The 17,197-nt window shown below is 65.1% G+C and carries 16 protein-coding genes and 1 pseudogene; 8 read left to right on the top strand and 9 right to left on the bottom strand.

Annotated elements, in window-relative coordinates; all coding sequences use genetic code 11:
• The 6 genes from pnp to Q1U94_RS14030 form a co-directional block, all read left to right on the top strand.
• Positions 1-1,441, top strand: a 1,441-nt coding sequence (gene pnp / locus Q1U94_RS14005; RefSeq protein WP_300545863.1) for a polyribonucleotide nucleotidyltransferase, incomplete at its 5' end; no start/stop codon positions are given.
• Positions 1,442-1,671: 230 nt separating this feature from the next.
• A complete protein-coding gene (locus Q1U94_RS14010) occupies positions 1,672-4,656 on the top strand; it encodes a 2-oxoglutarate dehydrogenase E1 component (protein ID WP_300545865.1) in 2,985 nt (994 codons plus the stop codon).
• A gap of 38 nt (positions 4,657-4,694) precedes the next feature.
• Complete coding sequence (odhB, locus tag Q1U94_RS14015; RefSeq protein ID WP_300545867.1) at positions 4,695-6,245, top strand: 2-oxoglutarate dehydrogenase complex dihydrolipoyllysine-residue succinyltransferase; 1,551 nt, start codon at positions 4,695-4,697, stop codon at positions 6,243-6,245.
• A 222-nt stretch (positions 6,246-6,467) separates the two neighbouring features.
• Positions 6,468-6,890, top strand: a complete 423-nt coding sequence (locus tag Q1U94_RS14020; protein ID WP_300545870.1) for a hypothetical protein — start codon at positions 6,468-6,470, stop codon at positions 6,888-6,890.
• 137 nt (positions 6,891-7,027) lie between these two features.
• Complete coding sequence (gene lpdA / locus Q1U94_RS14025) at positions 7,028-8,428, top strand: dihydrolipoyl dehydrogenase (protein ID WP_300545872.1); 1,401 nt, start codon at positions 7,028-7,030, stop codon at positions 8,426-8,428.
• 223 nt (positions 8,429-8,651) lie between these two features.
• Positions 8,652-9,200 (top strand): GNAT family N-acetyltransferase, encoded by a 549-nt coding sequence (locus tag Q1U94_RS14030; protein ID WP_300545874.1) that lies wholly within the window; start codon positions 8,652-8,654, stop codon positions 9,198-9,200.
• Positions 9,201-9,387: 187 nt separating this feature from the next.
• Here Q1U94_RS14030 and Q1U94_RS14035 read toward each other — a convergent pair whose 3' ends face one another.
• The 7 genes and pseudogenes from Q1U94_RS14035 to Q1U94_RS14065 form a co-directional block, all read right to left on the bottom strand.
• Positions 9,388-9,696, bottom strand: coding sequence for a transcriptional regulator (locus tag Q1U94_RS14035; RefSeq protein ID WP_300545876.1), 309 nt, complete (start codon positions 9,694-9,696; stop codon positions 9,388-9,390).
• A complete protein-coding gene (locus Q1U94_RS14040) occupies positions 9,697-10,311 on the bottom strand; it encodes a hypothetical protein (protein WP_300545878.1) in 615 nt (204 codons plus the stop codon).
• 359 nt (positions 10,312-10,670) lie between these two features.
• Positions 10,671-10,897, bottom strand: a pseudogene (locus Q1U94_RS14045) (VOC family protein); the annotation flags it as partial.
• On the bottom strand, positions 10,897-11,862 hold the full coding sequence (locus Q1U94_RS14050; RefSeq protein WP_300545882.1) for an alpha/beta hydrolase: 966 nt from the start codon (positions 11,860-11,862) through the stop codon (positions 10,897-10,899). The gene Q1U94_RS14050 and the pseudogene Q1U94_RS14045, both read right to left, overlap by 1 nt.
• 109 nt (positions 11,863-11,971) lie before the next feature.
• Positions 11,972-12,889, bottom strand: coding sequence for an EamA family transporter RarD (gene rarD / locus Q1U94_RS14055; RefSeq protein ID WP_300545885.1), 918 nt, complete (start codon positions 12,887-12,889; stop codon positions 11,972-11,974).
• A gap of 123 nt (positions 12,890-13,012) precedes the next feature.
• On the bottom strand, positions 13,013-14,035 hold the full coding sequence (locus Q1U94_RS14060; protein ID WP_300545887.1) for an aspartate-semialdehyde dehydrogenase: 1,023 nt from the start codon (positions 14,033-14,035) through the stop codon (positions 13,013-13,015).
• Positions 14,036-14,236: 201 nt separating this feature from the next.
• Positions 14,237-14,542, bottom strand: a complete 306-nt coding sequence (locus Q1U94_RS14065; RefSeq protein WP_300545890.1) for a hypothetical protein — start codon at positions 14,540-14,542, stop codon at positions 14,237-14,239.
• A 311-nt stretch (positions 14,543-14,853) separates the two neighbouring features.
• Here Q1U94_RS14065 and Q1U94_RS14070 point away from each other — a divergent pair, with 311 nt between their 5' ends.
• A complete protein-coding gene (locus Q1U94_RS14070) occupies positions 14,854-15,066 on the top strand; it encodes a cold-shock protein (RefSeq protein WP_203290999.1) in 213 nt (70 codons plus the stop codon).
• Positions 15,067-15,130: 64 nt separating this feature from the next.
• Here the strand turns inward: Q1U94_RS14070 and Q1U94_RS14075 are convergent, their stop codons facing one another.
• On the bottom strand, positions 15,131-16,123 hold the full coding sequence (locus Q1U94_RS14075) for a glycerophosphodiester phosphodiesterase family protein (protein ID WP_300545896.1): 993 nt from the start codon (positions 16,121-16,123) through the stop codon (positions 15,131-15,133).
• A 62-nt stretch (positions 16,124-16,185) separates the two neighbouring features.
• Between Q1U94_RS14075 and Q1U94_RS14080 the strand changes: the two genes are divergently transcribed.
• The gene (locus Q1U94_RS14080; protein ID WP_300545898.1) at positions 16,186-16,728 is read left to right on the top strand and encodes a hypothetical protein; all 543 of its coding nucleotides are present in this window, start codon (positions 16,186-16,188) and stop codon (positions 16,726-16,728) included.
• Positions 16,729-16,774: 46 nt separating this feature from the next.
• Here Q1U94_RS14080 and Q1U94_RS14085 read toward each other — a convergent pair whose 3' ends face one another.
• A complete protein-coding gene (locus Q1U94_RS14085; protein WP_300545900.1) occupies positions 16,775-17,032 on the bottom strand; it encodes a hypothetical protein in 258 nt (85 codons plus the stop codon).
• Positions 17,033-17,197 lie beyond the last annotated feature (165 nt).

Here is a 17,197-nt window from a genome sequence, read left to right on the forward strand (position 1 = left end):
CTACCAGCCGGCCGACTACTCGGCCGAGGAAGCCAAGGTTCGCAAGCTGGTCGAAGCCGACCTCGCCAAGGCCTACACCATCACCGACAAGACCGAGCGCTATGCGGCGGTGGGCGCGGCGAAGGACAAGGCGGTCGAGGCCCTGGCCCAGACCGAGGAACGCCCTGACGGTATTCCGGGTACGGTGCTCAAGGATGTGCTCAAGTCGGTGGAAAGCTCCATCGTCCGCGGCGGCATCATCAAGACCGGCAAGCGTATCGACGGCCGGTCGCTTGATCAGGTGCGTCCGATCGTGGCGGAAGCGGGCATCCTGCCGCGCACCCACGGTTCGGCCCTGTTCACCCGCGGCGAGACCCAGGGTCTCGTGGTGGCGACGCTGGGTACCGGCGAGGACGAACAGTTCATCGACGACCTGACGGGTACCTACAAGGAACGCTTCCTGCTGCACTACAACTTCCCGCCCTACTCGGTCGGCGAGACCTCTTTCCGTCTCGCCCCGGGCCGCCGGGAAATCGGCCACGGCAAGCTGGCCTGGCGTGCGATCAAGGCGGTCCTGCCGGCGCATGAAGACTTCCCCTACACGATCCGCCTGGTCTCCGAGATCACGGAATCGAACGGGTCGTCCTCGATGGCCACGGTGTGCGGGGCCTCGCTGGCGATGATGGATGCCGGCGTGCCGATCACGCGTCCGGTCTCCGGTATCGCCATGGGCCTGATCAAGGACCCCGAAGGCGTCGCCGTGCTGTCCGACATCCTGGGTGACGAGGATCACCTCGGCGACATGGACTTCAAGGTGGCCGGCACGTCGGAAGGCGTGACCTCGCTGCAGATGGACATCAAGATCGCCGGCATCACCGAGGACATCATGAAGACCGCCCTGGAGCAGGCCAAGGGCGGCCGCATGCACATCCTGTCCGAGATGGGCAAGGCGCTGGGCGAAGCCCGCGCCGAGCTGGGCGAGTTTGCCCCGCGCATCGAGACGATCACCATCCCGGTCGACAAGATCCGCGACGTGATCGGTTCCGGCGGCAAGGTGATCCGCGAAATCGTCGAGAAGACGGGTGCCAAGGTCGACGTCAATGATGACGGCGTGATCAAGGTCTCTTCCTCCGACGCCGCCTCGATCAAGGCTGCACTCGACTGGATCCACGGTCTCACGGCCGAGCCGGAAGAAGGCCAGATCTACAAGGGCAAGGTCGTCAAGGTGATGGACTTCGGTGCCTTCGTGAACTTCTTCGGGCCGAAGGACGGTCTCGTCCACGTCTCGCAGATGAAGGCCGAGCGCGTGAAGCATCCCTCCGACGTCGTGGCCGAAGGCGACGAGGTCTATGTGAAGCTTCTGGGCTTTGACGATCGCGGCAAGGTTCGCCTGTCGATGAAAGTCGTCGATCAGGAAACCGGCGAGGAAATCGCCAAGGAAGAAGCCGAACAGGCCGAATAGGCTGCGGTTTTATCCCGGACTTGAAACCCCCGCGGGCCCGGCTCGCGGGGGTTTTTCGTTTTCGCGCCATAGCGGTCCGGCCCGGATTCTTCCGCACCGCACTGTCAGCATCTTGGCAGCAGACCGGCGTAAAACGGTACTGCTGCGTGGACATTCGCCTTAGATGATTGCTTAACCGTCCTTGTGTAGCGACGCATACAGACACACTCCTGACTCAGGCTCCCCCCTCAATGTCTGACCAAAACCGATCCCAAGAAAACCAGTCCTTCCTGGATACTTCCTTCCTGCAGGGCGCCAACGCCGTCTATCTCGAACAAATGGCGGCGGCCTATGCCAAGGACCCGGCTTCGGTGCCGCCGAGCTGGAAAGTCTTTTTCGATGCCATGGGCGATGCGCCGGGTGAGGTGAGCCATGCGGCGCGCGGCCCGGCGTGGAAACGGGCCGACTGGCCGCGTCACGCCAATGGCGAGATCGTGTCCGCCCTGGGCGATATCGGGGCTGACGAGGCGGCCATGGTCGAGAAGGTGGCCGAGCACGTCGCGGCGACTGCACCGGGGGCCGATCCGGCCGAGGTGCGCCGGGCGACCCAGAATTCCATCCGCGCCATCATGATGATCCGTGCCTACCGCATGCGCGGCCATCTGGCGGCGGACCTGGACCCGCTGGGCCTGACCGATTTCGGCTATCAGGCCGAGCTCGACCCGGCGACCTACGGATTTACCGGTGCGGCGCTGGACGAAGAGATTTTCATCGACGGCTATCTGGGTCTGGAAACCGCGACGCCGCGGCAGATGCTGGACATCCTCAAGCGCACGTATTGCGGGCCCATCGGGGTGGAGTTCATGCATATCTCCAATCCGGAGGAGAAGGCCTGGCTGCAGGCCCGTTTCGAGGGGCCGGACAAGGACATCAGCTTCACGCCCGAGGGAAAGAAAGCGATCCTGTCCAAGCTGATCGAGACCGAACGCTTCGAGCAGTTCCTGCACAAGCGCTATCCGGGCACCAAGCGTTTCGGTGCCGATGGCGGCGAGGGGATGGTTCCGGCGCTGGAACAGATCATCAAGCGCGGCGGCGCCATGGGTGTCGAGGACATCATCATCGGCATGCCGCACCGCGGCCGCCTCAACGTGCTGGCCGCCGTGATGGGCAAGCCCTATCACCAGATCTTCCACGAATTCCTGGGCGGCAATACCCAGGGCGAGGACGAATTCGGATCCGGTGATGTGAAATATCACCTCGGGGCGTCCTCGGACCGCGAATTCGACGGTAACAGTGTGCACCTGTCGCTGACGGCCAACCCGTCTCACCTGGAAGCGGTCGATCCGGTAGTTCTGGGCAAGGCGCGTGCCAAGCAGGAAGAGAATTGCCGCCGCCAGCCAGGCACGCCGCGTTCATCGGTCCTTCCGCTGCTGCTGCACGGCGATGCGGCCTTTGCCGGCCAGGGCATCGTGGCGGAATGCTTCGGCCTGTCGGGCCTGCGCGGCCACCGTACCGGGGGGGCGATCCACTTCATCGTCAACAACCAGATCGGCTTTACCACCGACCCGAAGGACAGCCGGTCCAGCCCTTACCCGTCCGACGTTGCGCTGATGGTGCAGGCGCCGATCTTCCACGTGAACGGCGACGATCCGGAAGCCGTCACCCATGCGACCAAGATCGCCACGGAATACCGCCAGCTCTTCGGCAAGGACGTGGTGATCGACATGATCTGCTATCGCCGCTACGGCCACAATGAGGGCGATGATCCCACCTTCACCCAGCCGATCATGTACCGCATCATCAAGGATATGCCGCCGGTCCGGAAGAAATATCAGGACCGGCTGCTGGCCGAGGGTGTGCTGACCGCCGCCGAGGCCGAGGCGATCGAGAACGAGTTCGACGTTTTCCTGGAAAACGAGTTCGAGGCCGGCAAGAGTTTCGAGCCGAGAAAGGCCGACTGGCTCGATGGCCGCTGGTCGGGCCTGGGGCTGCCGGAAGACGACGAGCGCCGTGGCGAGACCAGTGCGACGCTGGAGCGCCTGCGTGAAGTCGGCCTCTCGATGACGGGCATTCCGGACGGGATCAATGTGCACCGCACTCTCAAGCGTGTCATCGGCGCACGCCGTGATGCGATCGAATCCGGTGAGGGAATCGACTGGGCGACGGCCGAGCACCTGGCCTTCGGCACGCTGTTGACCGAAGGTTTCCCTGTGCGTCTGTCCGGCCAGGACTCGGGCCGCGGCACCTTTTCCCAGCGCCATTCGCACATCATCGACCAGGAAACGGCCGAGCGGTATACGCCGCTGAACCATCTGGCCGAGGGGCAGAAGAAGTATGAAGTCATCGACTCCATGCTGTCTGAAGAGGCGGTGCTGGGTTTTGAATACGGCTACTCGCTCTCCGCACCCAACACGCTGGTGATGTGGGAAGCCCAGTTCGGCGATTTCGTGAACGGCGCCCAGGTCATCATCGACCAGTTCATTTCCTCCGGCGAACGCAAATGGCTGCGTATGTCCGGCCTGGTGATGCTGCTGCCGCACGGCTATGAGGGCCAGGGTCCGGAACATTCCTCGGCGCGGCCCGAGCGCTTCCTGCAATTGTGTGCGGAAGACAATATGCAGGTCGCCAACTGTTCCACGCCGGCGAACTATTTCCATATCCTGCGGCGCCAGATTCACCGCAATTTCCGTTCGCCGCTGATCATCATGACGCCGAAGAGCCTGTTGCGGCACAAGCGCTGTGTGTCCACGCTGGCGGCGATGGGGCCGGGCTCGTCCTTCCACCGCCTGCTCTGGGACGATGCCGATGCGGCGACGCGGCCGGAGGGCGAAATCCGGCAGACCAGTCTGGAGCTCAAGGCCGACGACAAGATCCGCCGGGTCGTTCTGTGTACCGGCAAGGTCTATTACGACCTTCTGGAAGCGCGCGAGGCCAAGGAGATCGACGATGTCTATCTCCTGCGGGTCGAGCAGCTTTATCCCTTCCCCTACAAGGCTTTGATGGCGGAGCTGGCGCGTTTCCCGAATGCGGAAATCGTGTGGTGCCAGGAAGAGCCGCGCAATATGGGCTACTGGACCTTCGTCGAGCCGAATATCGAATACGTGCTGGGCAAGATCGAGGGTGTGGCCGAGCGGCCGCGCTATGTCGGCCGGGTGCCCACCGCCTCGACGGCGACCGGTATCGCCTCCAAGCACAAGCAGCAACAGGACGCCCTGGTCGACGAGGCCCTGGCCTAGGCGGCGACGCAATCCTTTGAAAAAGGACGAGAATTGACATGACCGATATCACCGTACCCCAGCTCGGCGAGAGCGTGACCGAGGCCACTGTGGGCAGCTGGCTGGTGAAGACCGGCGATAACGTTTCCAGGGATGATGTCCTGGTGGAGCTGGAAACCGACAAGGTGGCCGTGGAAGTGCGTGCGGAAAGCGATGGCGTGATGGGCGAGATTGTCGCCGCCGAAGGCGATACGGTCGAGATCGGCGCCAAGCTGGCCGAGCTCGATTCCGGCGATGCACAACCGGCCAAGAGCGATGAAAAGCTGGCAAAGAACGATGAAAAGCCCGCCAAGCCGGAGGACGAACCGGCCCGGTCCGAAGCCGCGCCCGCCAAGTCCGGAGACACGGTCGATGCCACCGTCCCGCAGATGGGCGAGAGCGTGACCGAGGGCACGATCGGGTCCTGGCTGGTCAAGGTCGGCGACACGGTCGAGATCGACCAGGCACTGGTCGAGATCGAGACCGACAAGGTCGCCGTGGAAGTGCCTTCGCCGGTCGCCGGCACGGTTGCCGAGCTTCTGGTCGATGAAGGCGACAGTGTTGCCCCGGGTGATGCCGTGGCGAAGATCACGGAAGGCGCTGCCGCTGCACCCGCCGCCGCGGCCAAGTCGGGGGCGCCGGCCGAACAGTCCGGTTCCGATGCCGGCGGGAAGAAGACCATGCCGTCGGCCGGCCGGGTGATCGAGGAGAACAAGCTCGATGCCGGTTCGATCGAGGGCACGGGCAAGGACGGGCGCATCACCAAGGGCGATGCGCTGAAGGCCGCCGAGGCTGCGAAGTCGGCCGCGGCCGCCGCGCCGTCTGCGCCGAAGCCGGCACCGGCCGCCCCCGCGGCACCGCGCGAGACCGGGCCGCGCGAGGAACGGGTGCGCATGACCCGCCTGCGCCAGACGATCGCGAAACGGCTCAAGGACGCCCAGAATTCCGCCGCGATCCTGACCACCTACAACGAGGCCGACATGTCGGCCATCATGGCCGCGCGCAAGACGCACCAGGAAGCCTTCGTCGCCAAGCACGGCGTCAAGCTGGGCTTCATGAGCTTTTTCATCAAAGCCTGCGTCCACGCGCTCAGGGAGATTCCGGCGGTCAATGCCGAGATCGACGGCACCGACATCATCTACAAGAATTACTACGACATGGGCGTGGCGGTCGGTACCGACCGCGGCCTGGTCGTGCCGGTCGTGCGCGATGCCGACCAGATGTCGCTGGCCGAGATCGAGAAGGAAATCATCCGCCTGGGCAAGCGCGCCCGCGACGGCAAGCTGTCCATCGAGGAGATGCAGGGCGCGACCTTCACCCTGTCCAATGGCGGTGTCTATGGCTCGCTGATGTCGATGCCCATCCTCAACGCCCCGCAATCGGGCATTCTGGGCATGCACAAGATCCAGGAACGCCCGGTGGCGGAAAACGGCCAGGTGGCGATCCGCCCGATGATGTATCTGGCGCTCTCCTACGATCACCGCATCGTCGACGGCAAGGAAGCCGTGACCTTCCTGGTCCGCGTGAAGGACAACCTGGAAGACCCGCAGCGCATGCTGTTCGATCTCTAGTGGCTGTCCGGCGCGGCCTTGCCTGCAAGGCGGAGGCCGGGGATGATCCGTCCGGGCGACGGGAGGTCCCTCGTGTTGTTACGGTGTCAGGTACGTTTTCTGCTGGCCACAGGGGCGCTGACCCGGAAACGGCGCTGACGCGCCTTTACTCGCGACACGACCGGGAGTTCACTGCCGTTTCGTGCAGGATGAACGAGCGGCAGGCGCCGCGGGACCGGGACCGTGAAGCTGGACACTTGGGCGCGCTGGATCATTGTCGCGGGTATTGGCGTCTGGAGCCTGGTCCAGCTGGGCATGCAGGCCCGGCTGATTGCCGTCCTCACCGGCAATGCCGAGCGCCTGGGGGTCGACGACTATGTCGTGCAGGTGGTCGGTTCGCTCAGCCCGCTCGAACTGGCGGGGACGATCGGCAATACCCTGGCCTATCCGGCCTCGGCCGTCCTTCTGGCCCTGCGGCGCGAAGCCGGTATATTAGTCTATCTGATTGCTTTCGTTCTCGATATTGGAAGCTGGCTGAGCTATTCCATGCAGGCTGCCTATGACCAGCTCCCCATCTCGGCCTATGACTGGCTGATCAATACGGGCCTGCTGGTCTGCCTGCTCGGACTGGTCATCCTGCGTCAGCGCGGACACTTCCGGCGCTAACTCAGACAAAATGCACGTGTCCCGGCGATTTTCCGGTCCGGACCCGGTGCACGACACTGATTCAACCCTTACCTTGGCCGGGAAGACCCGGCATATAGGGGCCGTTTTCCAAACAGCCCGAGCAAGACGAGGCGATCATGTCCAAGATGTATGATGTTGTGATCATTGGCGGCGGTCCCGGCGGCTATAACTGCGCGATCCGGGCCGGCCAGCTCGGGCTGAAAGTGGCCTGTGTGGAAAAGCGCGGCCGTCTCGGCGGAACCTGTCTCAATGTTGGCTGTATTCCGTCCAAGGCGCTGCTGCACGCATCGGAACTCTTCGAGGCTGCGGGCCGCGATTTCGAGGGCCTGGGCATCCGGACCGGCGGGCTTGAACTCGACCTGCCGCAAATGCTCAAGCAAAAGGACGAGGCCGTCGACGGCCTGACCAAGGGGATCGAATTCCTGTTCAAGAAGAACAAGGTCGACTATATCCGCGGCCTGGGCCGTATCGCCGGGGCCGGCAAGGTCGAGGTCGAGGGCGAGGACGGCACCGAGACGCTGGAAACCAGGCACATCGTCATTGCCACGGGTTCCGAAGTCACCCCGCTGCCCGGTGTCGAGATCGACGAAAAGCGCGTTGTGTCCTCCACCGGTGCCCTGTCGCTGGAGAGCGTACCCGGCAAGCTGGTCCTGATCGGGGCCGGCGTGATCGGGCTCGAGCTTGGCTCGGTCTGGCGCCGCCTCGGCTCGGAGGTCGTCGTCGTCGAATATCTCGACCGCATCCTGCCCGGCATGGACGGCGAGCTGGCCAAGACCGCCCAGCGCACTTTCGCCAAGCAGGGCATGGAGTTCCACCTGTCCACCAAGGTCACCGGTGTCGACACGTCGGGCGACCGGCTGAACGTCTCCATGGAACCGGCCGCCGGCGGCGAGTCGCAGACCATCGAGGCAGACACGGTGCTCGTCTGCATCGGCCGGCGCCCCTACACGCAGGGCCTCGGCCTGGAAACCGTCGGTATCGAGACCGACGATCGCGGCTTCATCGCCCAGGACCATTTCCGCACTTCGGCCGAGAATGTCTGGGTCGTCGGCGACTGCACGCACGGCCCCATGCTGGCCCACAAGGCCGAGGACGAGGGCGTAGCCTGCGCCGAGCGCATCGCCGGCAAGGCGGGTCACGTGAATTACGGCGTCATTCCGGGCGTGGTCTACACCTCGCCGGAGATCGCCGCCGTCGGCAAGACCGAGGAAGAGCTCAAGGCGGAAGGGCGCAAGTACAAGAAAGGCAAGTTCCCCTTCCAGGCCAATTCCCGCGCCCGCACCAACCACGCCACGGACGGGTTCGTGAAAATCCTCGCCGACGCCGAGACCGACGAGATACTCGGTGCGCACCTCATCGGGGTGAATGTCGGCGAGATGATCGCCGAGCTGTGCCTGGCGATGGAGTTCCAGGCGGCTTCCGAAGACGTGGCGCGCACCTGCCACCCGCACCCGACCCTCACCGAAGCCATTCGCCAGGCGGCGATGGGCGTGGAGGGATGGACCATGCAGGCGTGAATTCCGTCATTGTCGTAAACACGACGTGAAATCGGTCTATGCCGCCGGACATGCAGGTCTGAAGCGGCCGGCCGGGGACGCCGGATCGCGGAAGTGTGAGCCGCAGGCACCGCGTCCGCCCGGCTTTTTCGGCGGACATTCCGGGGTGTTTCAGGCATAATTTTATCTGGCGCCAGGCCCATCCGTCGGGATTGGATCAGGTTGGGGCAAAGGTAGTTCGCTGATGACGAAGCCGATCGAACTCTCTTCGCCGCGCTTGCGGCTGGTTGCGCTGACGCCGGAACTTGCCGAGCTTCAGCTGTCCGACCGTACGGGCTTCTTCCAGGCACTGGGCGTCGAGCCCGAGCCGTCCTGGCCGCCGGAACTGGTCGATGACGACGCCGTGCGCTGGACGCGTGACGAACTGTCGGCCCATCCGCACGATGCCGGCTGGTATTCCTGGGTCTATATCTCGCCTGTGATGCACCGCCTGCTGGGGCTGGGCGGGTTTCGCGGCGCGCCGGATGCCCAGGGCCGGGTCGAGATCGGCTATTCCATGCTGACCTCCTATCGTGAACAGGGATTGGCGACGGAGGCGGTCAACGCCTTGATGGAATGGGCCTATCAGGATGAGCGGGTGGAACAGGTGATCGCGCACACGCGCGACGACCGGGATGCCTCGCACCGGGTTCTGGAGAAAGCCGGCTTCGTGCAGTCGGGCCGTTTTCCGGCCGGAGCGGAGGGGTTCGGGGTGATCGCCTGGGCCCACCGGCGGGGCCAGATCGCCGCGTGAGGCAGGACCAGCCGGGATTGCCGGGCCGGTCCTTCCCCGGCAGCCCCTGCCCGCGATCCCCATCGCTTTCAATCTCCCCGGCCGTGTGCCAGGCCCCGGAACGGGGTCCGGGGACGGGGGTTCTCCCAGTTCCGGTCGCCTGCGTTTTCCCGTGTGCGACCCGCCGGTTCCACCGGGCGGCGCGGGCCTAACCGTCCGCACCGCTTATCAGGCTTCGCAACTGGTCGAGATAAGCCAGCCAGGCCGACCGTCCGGCGCCGGTCAGCGAGGCGCGGGTCTGCGGCTTGCGATTCACGAAACGCTTGTCGATGGCCACATAGCCGGCCTCTTCCAGCTTGCGCAGATGGACCGACAGATTGCCGTCGCTGGCCCCGGTCTTCTGCTTGAGCTCGGGAAAGGTCGCTCCGTCCACGGCCGAGAGATAGGCCATGATGCCCAGTCTCAGCTTGCCGTGAATGGTCTCGTCGATGCGCGAGGCGTCGAATTCGGCACTCATCTAGCCCGGCTCCGCCGCCGGCTCGCCGCGCAGCAGCACGATGCCGGGCACTACGGCCAGGACAGATACCATGGCTGCAGCGAACAGGTAGAGCTCTGCCGTGCCCACCAGGCTGAGCCCGATGCCGGATGCGAGCCAGGAGACAATCGCCAGCGCGGTCATCCAGCGCGGCCCGCCCAGGCGGGCCGTAACCCAGTAGGACACGCCATAGCCGCCGAAGGCGACCAGCGGGATGGTGTCGAACAGGAGCGCATGGCCGCGGCCGAGAAACATGGCGACGACAGCGCCGATGGCATAGGCCGCCACCAGCCAGACCATGCCCTGCCAGACCGCGCTCTCGCCGCGATTGTTGACCGCGCCGCGGCCGGGCTTGCCGGTCAGCGTGCGTGCCAGCACAAAAGATCCGGCCAGGCCCACAACGCCGTAGACCATCCAGACAAAGCCGACATAGGCGGGCAGGATACCCGCATGACCGGAAATCACGAACCAGTGGGCCAGAAGGGCAATCGAGGCCAGGCCGCCCCACCACAAGAAGAAGCGTCCGCCCAGCGGTGCCGCCCGTTCGCCGGACTCCGCCACGGACCGCAGATAAGCCAGATCGGGATTATCGGACATAGTTTCCTCCAAGAACTTTAAAAAACAAAGTAACGAATGACGAGCGGGCTGGCAAGAGGTGTTGGGGCCGGTGCGGCAACACCGGGACATCCCCGCTTCCACCACCCAATGGCCGGATCCAACCACCCTGAAACACAGGCACAACAATCCCCTCTCCCCGGGGGAGAAGGGGCCCGAAGGGCAGATTTGGGGGAAATCGCGGAAGGTGGATGGCTAGCTGTGAGCTTTCATTAGGTTGTCCATTCGGTCCCTTCCGGGGAAGCTGAAGGTGCTGACTCTTTAGCGAACCGGAGGAGGACCGAATGAACGTCCACAAGAATGCCCGTTTGACGTGGCACAGTCGAGCCGAACTGGTGCGCCGGTTCGATCAGGTCCCAGTCATTGCCGAAAGCGTCGCGCAAGACCGCGACAGGGCCACAGGCCTCGTTGCGCGGCGGGCGCCGCCCGGCCCGGGGGAGACCACGACCCGGCGCTTGCTGTCCGACAGGCGCGTATCCTCGAACAGGCCGAAACCCAGCGTGCTGCAATAGCAATCGATCGCCGCGTCATAGCCGGGCACTACGATGGTAACCCGGGCGAGGCGCATCAGCCCGCTACCGGAAAGCGCCGCTCGAGCCAGTCCAGCATGTGAGCGTTGAGCATTTGCGGCGCCTCCCACATCGTCCAGTGGCCGCAGCCTTCGATGACGTTGAATTCGACGTCCGAACACAGGGCCGGCATCCAGCCGGCCAGTTTGGGCGGAAGCATGAAGTCGCACTCGGCCGACACCATCAGGCAGGGCAGGGACAGCCGGTGATCGACCCCGCCCATGCGCCGCCAGTTTGCGTCGAAATTGCGGTAGAGATTCATGCCCGGGCCGAAACCGGTCCTGCGGTAGGCCTCGGCATAGACAGCGCGGTCGGCCGGCGGTACCACGATCCTGGCTTCGTCGCGGCCCTTGAAGCTCTCGAACTGGCGCGGGATGTGGGTGATGTCGGGGAAATAGCTTTCCAGCCGGTCGGCCGGCGGGGGCGAACCGAAGATGAAGGCGAAGAAATCGTCCTCGCGACCCTCGAACCGGCTTTCGCCGTATCCGGGCTCCTGAAAGCGCAGGATATAGTGATCCTCGCCGCCGACTTCGCGGAAATAGGCGGTCGGTGGTTCGGCGCCGCGCGGCAGGTGGGGCGTGTTGACGCCGATCACGCCGGCAACCCGGTCACTGGCCAGCATGGCCGCGTGCCACACGATGATCCCGCCCCAGTCATGGCCGACGAAGACGGCCTGTTCATGGTCCAGCGCATCGAGCAGCCCGGTCAGGTCGGCCACCAGCGTGTCAATGCCGTAATCGGCCGGATCGCCTGGACAGTCGGACCCGCCGAAACCGCGCAGGTCCGGCGCGATGACCCGGTAGCCGGCCTCGGCCAGCGGGCCGATCTGGTGCTTCCAGGACCAGGCCAGCTCGGGCCAGCCATGGGCCAGAAGGAGGGGCGGGCCGTCCTCGGGTCCGGCCAGATGTACGGACAGGGTGATGCCGTTGGTTTCGACCCGGATCGGGGCGGGAAAATTGGTCATGGGGAGGGTCCTTGCGGGCCGGAAAGGCTTTCGGGATCAATTCATTATTGGCTTGCCCTCAGGAGAGATCAGGGCGCATTCCCCGTCAAGGGTGCTGCCGCGTCCGGCACTATTCCGCACCCTGCGTCTCACCCGCTCCGGCGCGCCGTTTCTGCCGGCGCAGGGTGGAATAGGCGAACATGCCCACACCGGCCCAGATGAAGGCGAAGGTGACGAGGTGGGAGGCCGTAAAGGCTTCCCCGCCCAGAACGCCGATCAGGAATTGCAGGCTGGGCGCGATGAACTGCATCAGCCCCATGGTCGACAGGCGCAGGCCGCGCACGCCGATGGCATAGAGCAGAAGCGGCACCACGGTGACCACGCCGGCGGCCATCAGGAGCAGCGCCTGCACCGGGCTTTCGTGGAAATGGCCCAGACCCTGGACCTGCAACAGGGCCAGGCCGGCCACCGCGAAGGGCAGGATGAAACACGTCTCCCAGAACAGGCCGATACGCCCGTCCACGGCGGCGACTTTTCTGAGATAGCCGTAGGCCGTGAAGGAACAGGCCAGGATCAGCGAGATCCACGGCACTTCGCCCACGGCCAGGGTCTGGTTGGCCACGCCCAGGGCGGCCAGGACGATGGCGGCGATGCGATAGGGGCCAAGCGGTTCGCGCAGTACGACGACGCCTACGGCGACGCTCATCAGCGGGTTGATGTAATAGCCCAGCGAGGCCTGCAGGACATGGCCGGAATTCACCGCGAAGATGAAGACCCACCAGTTCACCGAGATCAGCGCTGCCGTGCCCAGGAGGGTGACCAGGGTGCGCCGGTCGGCCAGCGCCGCGACGGCCTGGCGCAGCTTGCCGGAGAACCACAGCGTGGCCAGCAGAAGCGGGACCGCCCAGACCACGCGGTGCATCACGATCTCGAAGGGATTGGCGAAATCGAGCGCCTGGAAGAAGAGCGGCGCCACACCCCAGATCAGATAGCCCGACAGGCCGGCCGCCAGGGCGCGGCGCATGTCGGCGGTTTCGGCGGATGACATGCGACACTCCCTCGCGCGGCACTGTTTCGCACATGGGGAGTGCCGCGGCCGATTGCGACCCGTCGCCTCCGCATGGCGGCTATGTCGTCACTCCTGCCCCCGGTCGCGGTGGCGGGGAAAGGGTCAGCCCGTTTTCAACAGGCCCTTGTTCAGAAGGCCCTCGGCGATCTGGACGGCATTGAGCGCGGCGCCCTTGCGCAGATTGTCGGAGACCACCCACAGTGCCAGGCCGTTCTCCACCGTGGGATCCTCGCGCACGCGGGAGACGAAGGTGGCGAATTCGCCGACGCTTTCCACCGGGGTGACGTAGCCCTCGTCCTCGCGCTTGTCGATCACCATCAGGCCGGGGCTTTCGCGCAGCAGGCCGCGGGCTTCGCCGGCGGACATTTCGCCCTCAAGTTCCAGATGCGCGGCGATGGAATGGCCGACAAAGACCGGCACGCGGGCGCAGGTGGCGAACAGCCGGATCTTCGGGTCGAGGATCTTCTTGGTCTCCACCGTCATCTTCCATTCTTCCTTGGTGGAGCCGTCCTCCATGAAGACGTCGATATGGGGGATGACATTGAAGGCGATCTGCTTGGTGAATTTCTGCGGCTCGACCGGATCGTTGACGTAGATGCCCTTGGTCTGGGTCCACAGCTCGTCCATGCCTTCCTTGACGGCACCGGAGACGGACTGGTAGGTGGCGCAGGACACCCGCTTGATGCCGACCCGGTCGTGGATCGGCTTCAGCGCCACGACGAGCTGGATCGTGGAACAGTTCGGATTGGCCACGATGCCCTTTTTCCTCACATCGTCCAGCGCGTCCATATTGACCTCGGGCACCACCAGCGGCACGTCCGGATCCATGCGCCAGGCCGAGGAGTTGTCGACCACGATGGCGCCCGCCTTGGCGATCCGGGGCGCCCATTCCTTCGACGGTTCGCCGCCGGCCGACATCAGCACGAGATCGACTTTGGAGAAGTCGAACGTCTCGGCATTCTCGCATTTCAGCGTCCGGTCGCCGTAGGACAGTTCCACGCCCATCGATTTCCGGGTCGCCAGCGCATACACCTCGTCGGCGGGAAACAGCCGTTCCGCCAGAATGGTGAGCATTTCCTTGCCCACCGCGCCCGTCGCTCCGAAAACCGCTACTCTTACACCCATGATGTCCGACCTTTCCGCATGCCCGTGAGTTGAACCCAAGCCGACCGCAGAGGCCTTAGCCCTCTGCGTGCGGCAAGGCCAGAGGCGATTTCAGGGCAGCAGCGCCGGCAGGGCGAAAATCTTGCGCGGCGTGGCAATATGGCGGCGCTTCCGGGAACGGATCGGCCGGGCCGGGCCCGGTTCCCGGCGCGTTCGTGCCGGCTAGCGCGGTTTCTGCATCCGGAGCCAGATCCGCCAGGCGACCAGGCCCACCAGGACGAGTACGATCAGGTCCAGCGCGTTGAATCCCAGGAAGAGCGGGCGCACCAGGCGTTCCATCACGCCCCAGCGGCCGTCATAAATCGTCTCGCCCTGGCGGTTGAAGCCGACATAGACGGCAATGGCGACGACGATCGCGGCGCCGAAACCGGCCAGCCGGATCATGCCGCCGGGGTTGAAGCCCCGGCTGTCGCGCGTCTGGCGGTCGCGCTGGCGCTGGGTGCGGTCGAGAAAACGGCGTCGGCTCATGCGGCAAGGATCGGATTCGGGGCGGTCAGGTCAAGCCGTTCGCGCAATGCGGCCGGCAATCTTGCCGTGCCACAGGAGTTTCATTTGCTTTGCGGCGCGATCCGTGCACATAAAGGCGTCGACGGGCGGCCCAAGAGGCCGGACGGAATTCTGATCGCCTACCCGGTGGCGCCCGGAAACGGGACCACATCGGACACCTAGACTTCAGCCTTCCCCGACTTTCTACGTCCGTAATACCAGTGTCAGGACGCTGATACTGCACGCTTTCTATGCCCCGGACGCGGGATATGCATTCAGGGAAGGTTCCCCCCATGGCCACAGGTACGGTCAAATTCTTCAACCAAAGCAAGGGCTTTGGCTTCATCACCCCGGACGAGGGCGGCAATGACGTCTTCGTGCACATCTCTGCCGTGCAGGCTTCGGGCCTGCCGGGTCTGAATGACGGCCAGAAAGTGTCCTTCGAGACCGAGCCGGATCGCCGCGGCAAGGGTCCCAAGGCGGTCAATCTGCAATACGCCGACTAGGGCGGATTGCCGATCTGAAGATCTGGCGGCGTGGAGATCGATCTCCGCGCCGCTTTTCTTTGGCCTATTCGCCGCGCATTCCGTCACGGACGCGAACGGCCGTGGCAGGGAAATCCGTGAATACGCCGTCCACGCCCAGCCGGTAGATGCGGTCGAGTTCGGCTTCGATGCCCACGCCCTCGGCTACCGGCTGGTCGTCGCGGAAGGTCCAGGGATGCACGGTCAGGCCCAGGGCATGTGCCCGCGCGACCAAACCGGTGTCCTCGCCCGCCGGCGTGATCACCAGCCCCTTGGCGGGGCCTACCCCGTCGGCAAATGCGGCCATGTCGCCCAGTGCCACGGTCGGCTGCAGCGGATCGGCCGCGGGATCCAGTTCGCGCATCGGGAAGACCAGCATCAAGAGCGGCGTGTCCACCGCGCCGTTCAGACGGGCCAGGAAATCCGGTTCGAAACACTGGATCGCCGTGGGAGCGTCTTCGCCGTCCAGGCCGCGCTCGCGCAGGATGCGCACCAGTTCGGGCAGCGGGTCGAGACCGACGGACACGAAATACCCGGGCGTCTTCACTTCCGGCTCGGTGCGCACGCCGTGTTCGGCGGCCAGGTCCAGAACCTCTTCGAAGGCCGGGATGAGGAATTGATCGTTGAAACCCTGGCCGCGGCCGGGCCAGGGCTGGCGGGCGCGCAGGGTGCGCAGCTCGGCGAAGGTGAAGTCCTCGACCCACCAGTCGTCCCGCTCGCCGTCGACACGCCGGCGGGCGGCGAATTCGGCCCGGTCGGCGACATCGGTGGTGGTGGAGAGATAGCGGTCGTGACGCGCCACCAGAACGCCGTCCGCGGTCATCACCAGATCCGGCTCGATCACATCGGCGCCCTGTTCGATGGCCAGGGCATAGGCTTCCAGCGTGTGTTCCGGCCGGTCCCCGCTGGCGCCCCGATGGGCGATGACCAGGGGCGGCCGGCCGTCGAGCGTGGTCCAGACCATGGGCGTGGCTGCATCGTTCCCGCTGCAGGCCGCCAGTCCGGCCACCAGTCCTGCAAGCATCAGAAGCCGGCGCATTTTCCCCTCCCGTTCGACGGTCCGGCACACTAGCCTGAGGCGATCCGCAAAGGGAGTGACAAATGAGCGACATGTCACGCTTCGACAAGCTGGCCGGAGCCGCCGAGCGCTATGGCCGGCTGAGCCTGGACAATTACGCCATCGTCCGCAATGTCGCCGAGAATGTCTCGGCCGGCTTCTGCCGCTATCTGGGCGAGAGCAAGGGGGTCTGCGTCCACCTGGTGCCGCCGGAAGGGCCCTGGCTGCCCCGGCCCTACCGCTCGGGTGCCTTCTCGGTCTCGGGCACGGGTTTTTTGCCGCTGGGACCGATAGCCTTCGGCCTGGCCGTGAAAGTGTCCAATACCGGCGACTGGATCCGGCTTGTTCTGACCTGTGCGAAAAAGGGCCATCATGTCGAGGTGGTGATTGCGGGCGGCCCCGTTTTCGATATCGACCTGCCGGTTGAAGAGGCCGATCTGATCGACGTGTTCGACCGGCTGCATGCGCATCTGGTGCGCTGGTTCACCGACGCCGCTGATCTCTACGAGCATGGCGATTATGGCGGCCAGGCGATCGGCTTCGATTTCCTTCACAACCCCCTCGGTGAGAGCGGCGAGGACGGCTAGGCGCGGCAGGACGAAAGACGTTTTGGTCCGTGTCCGCGCGCCCGGCCTAGCCGAACATGCCGCCGAACCAGCCGGCCGAGGCCGTTTCCTGGGCCCGCATCAGGCCGGTGCCGAAAAAGCCGGCGCCGCCCAGCAGGCTGGCCCCGAGGCCGGTGGCGAAGCGGTGCCGCAGGGCGATGGCACCGGCCAGGCGGACGGCCGAGATGAGGTTGGAGGCGCCGAACAGCGCCACGGGGCCGCCCAGGAACAGGGCGGCGAGAAAGGAGATGAGGGCCAGTTGCGCCTCGTGCGGAAGTCCGGTCATGTCAGCCTCCCCAGCTGAAGGTCGCGCCACAGGCGACGGATGGTCCGAAACACGCTAACAACGCCCCCATGATGCACGCCCCGCCTGACCTCACCTTGACCATCGCACTCATCGCCGGTTCAGGCGTCGCCGCGCAATGGCTCGCCTGGCGGCTGCGCTGGCCGT

Origin of the sequence: Maricaulis sp. (assembly GCF_030149515.1) — a bacterium.
Lineage (GTDB): Bacteria > Pseudomonadota > Alphaproteobacteria > Caulobacterales > Maricaulaceae > Maricaulis.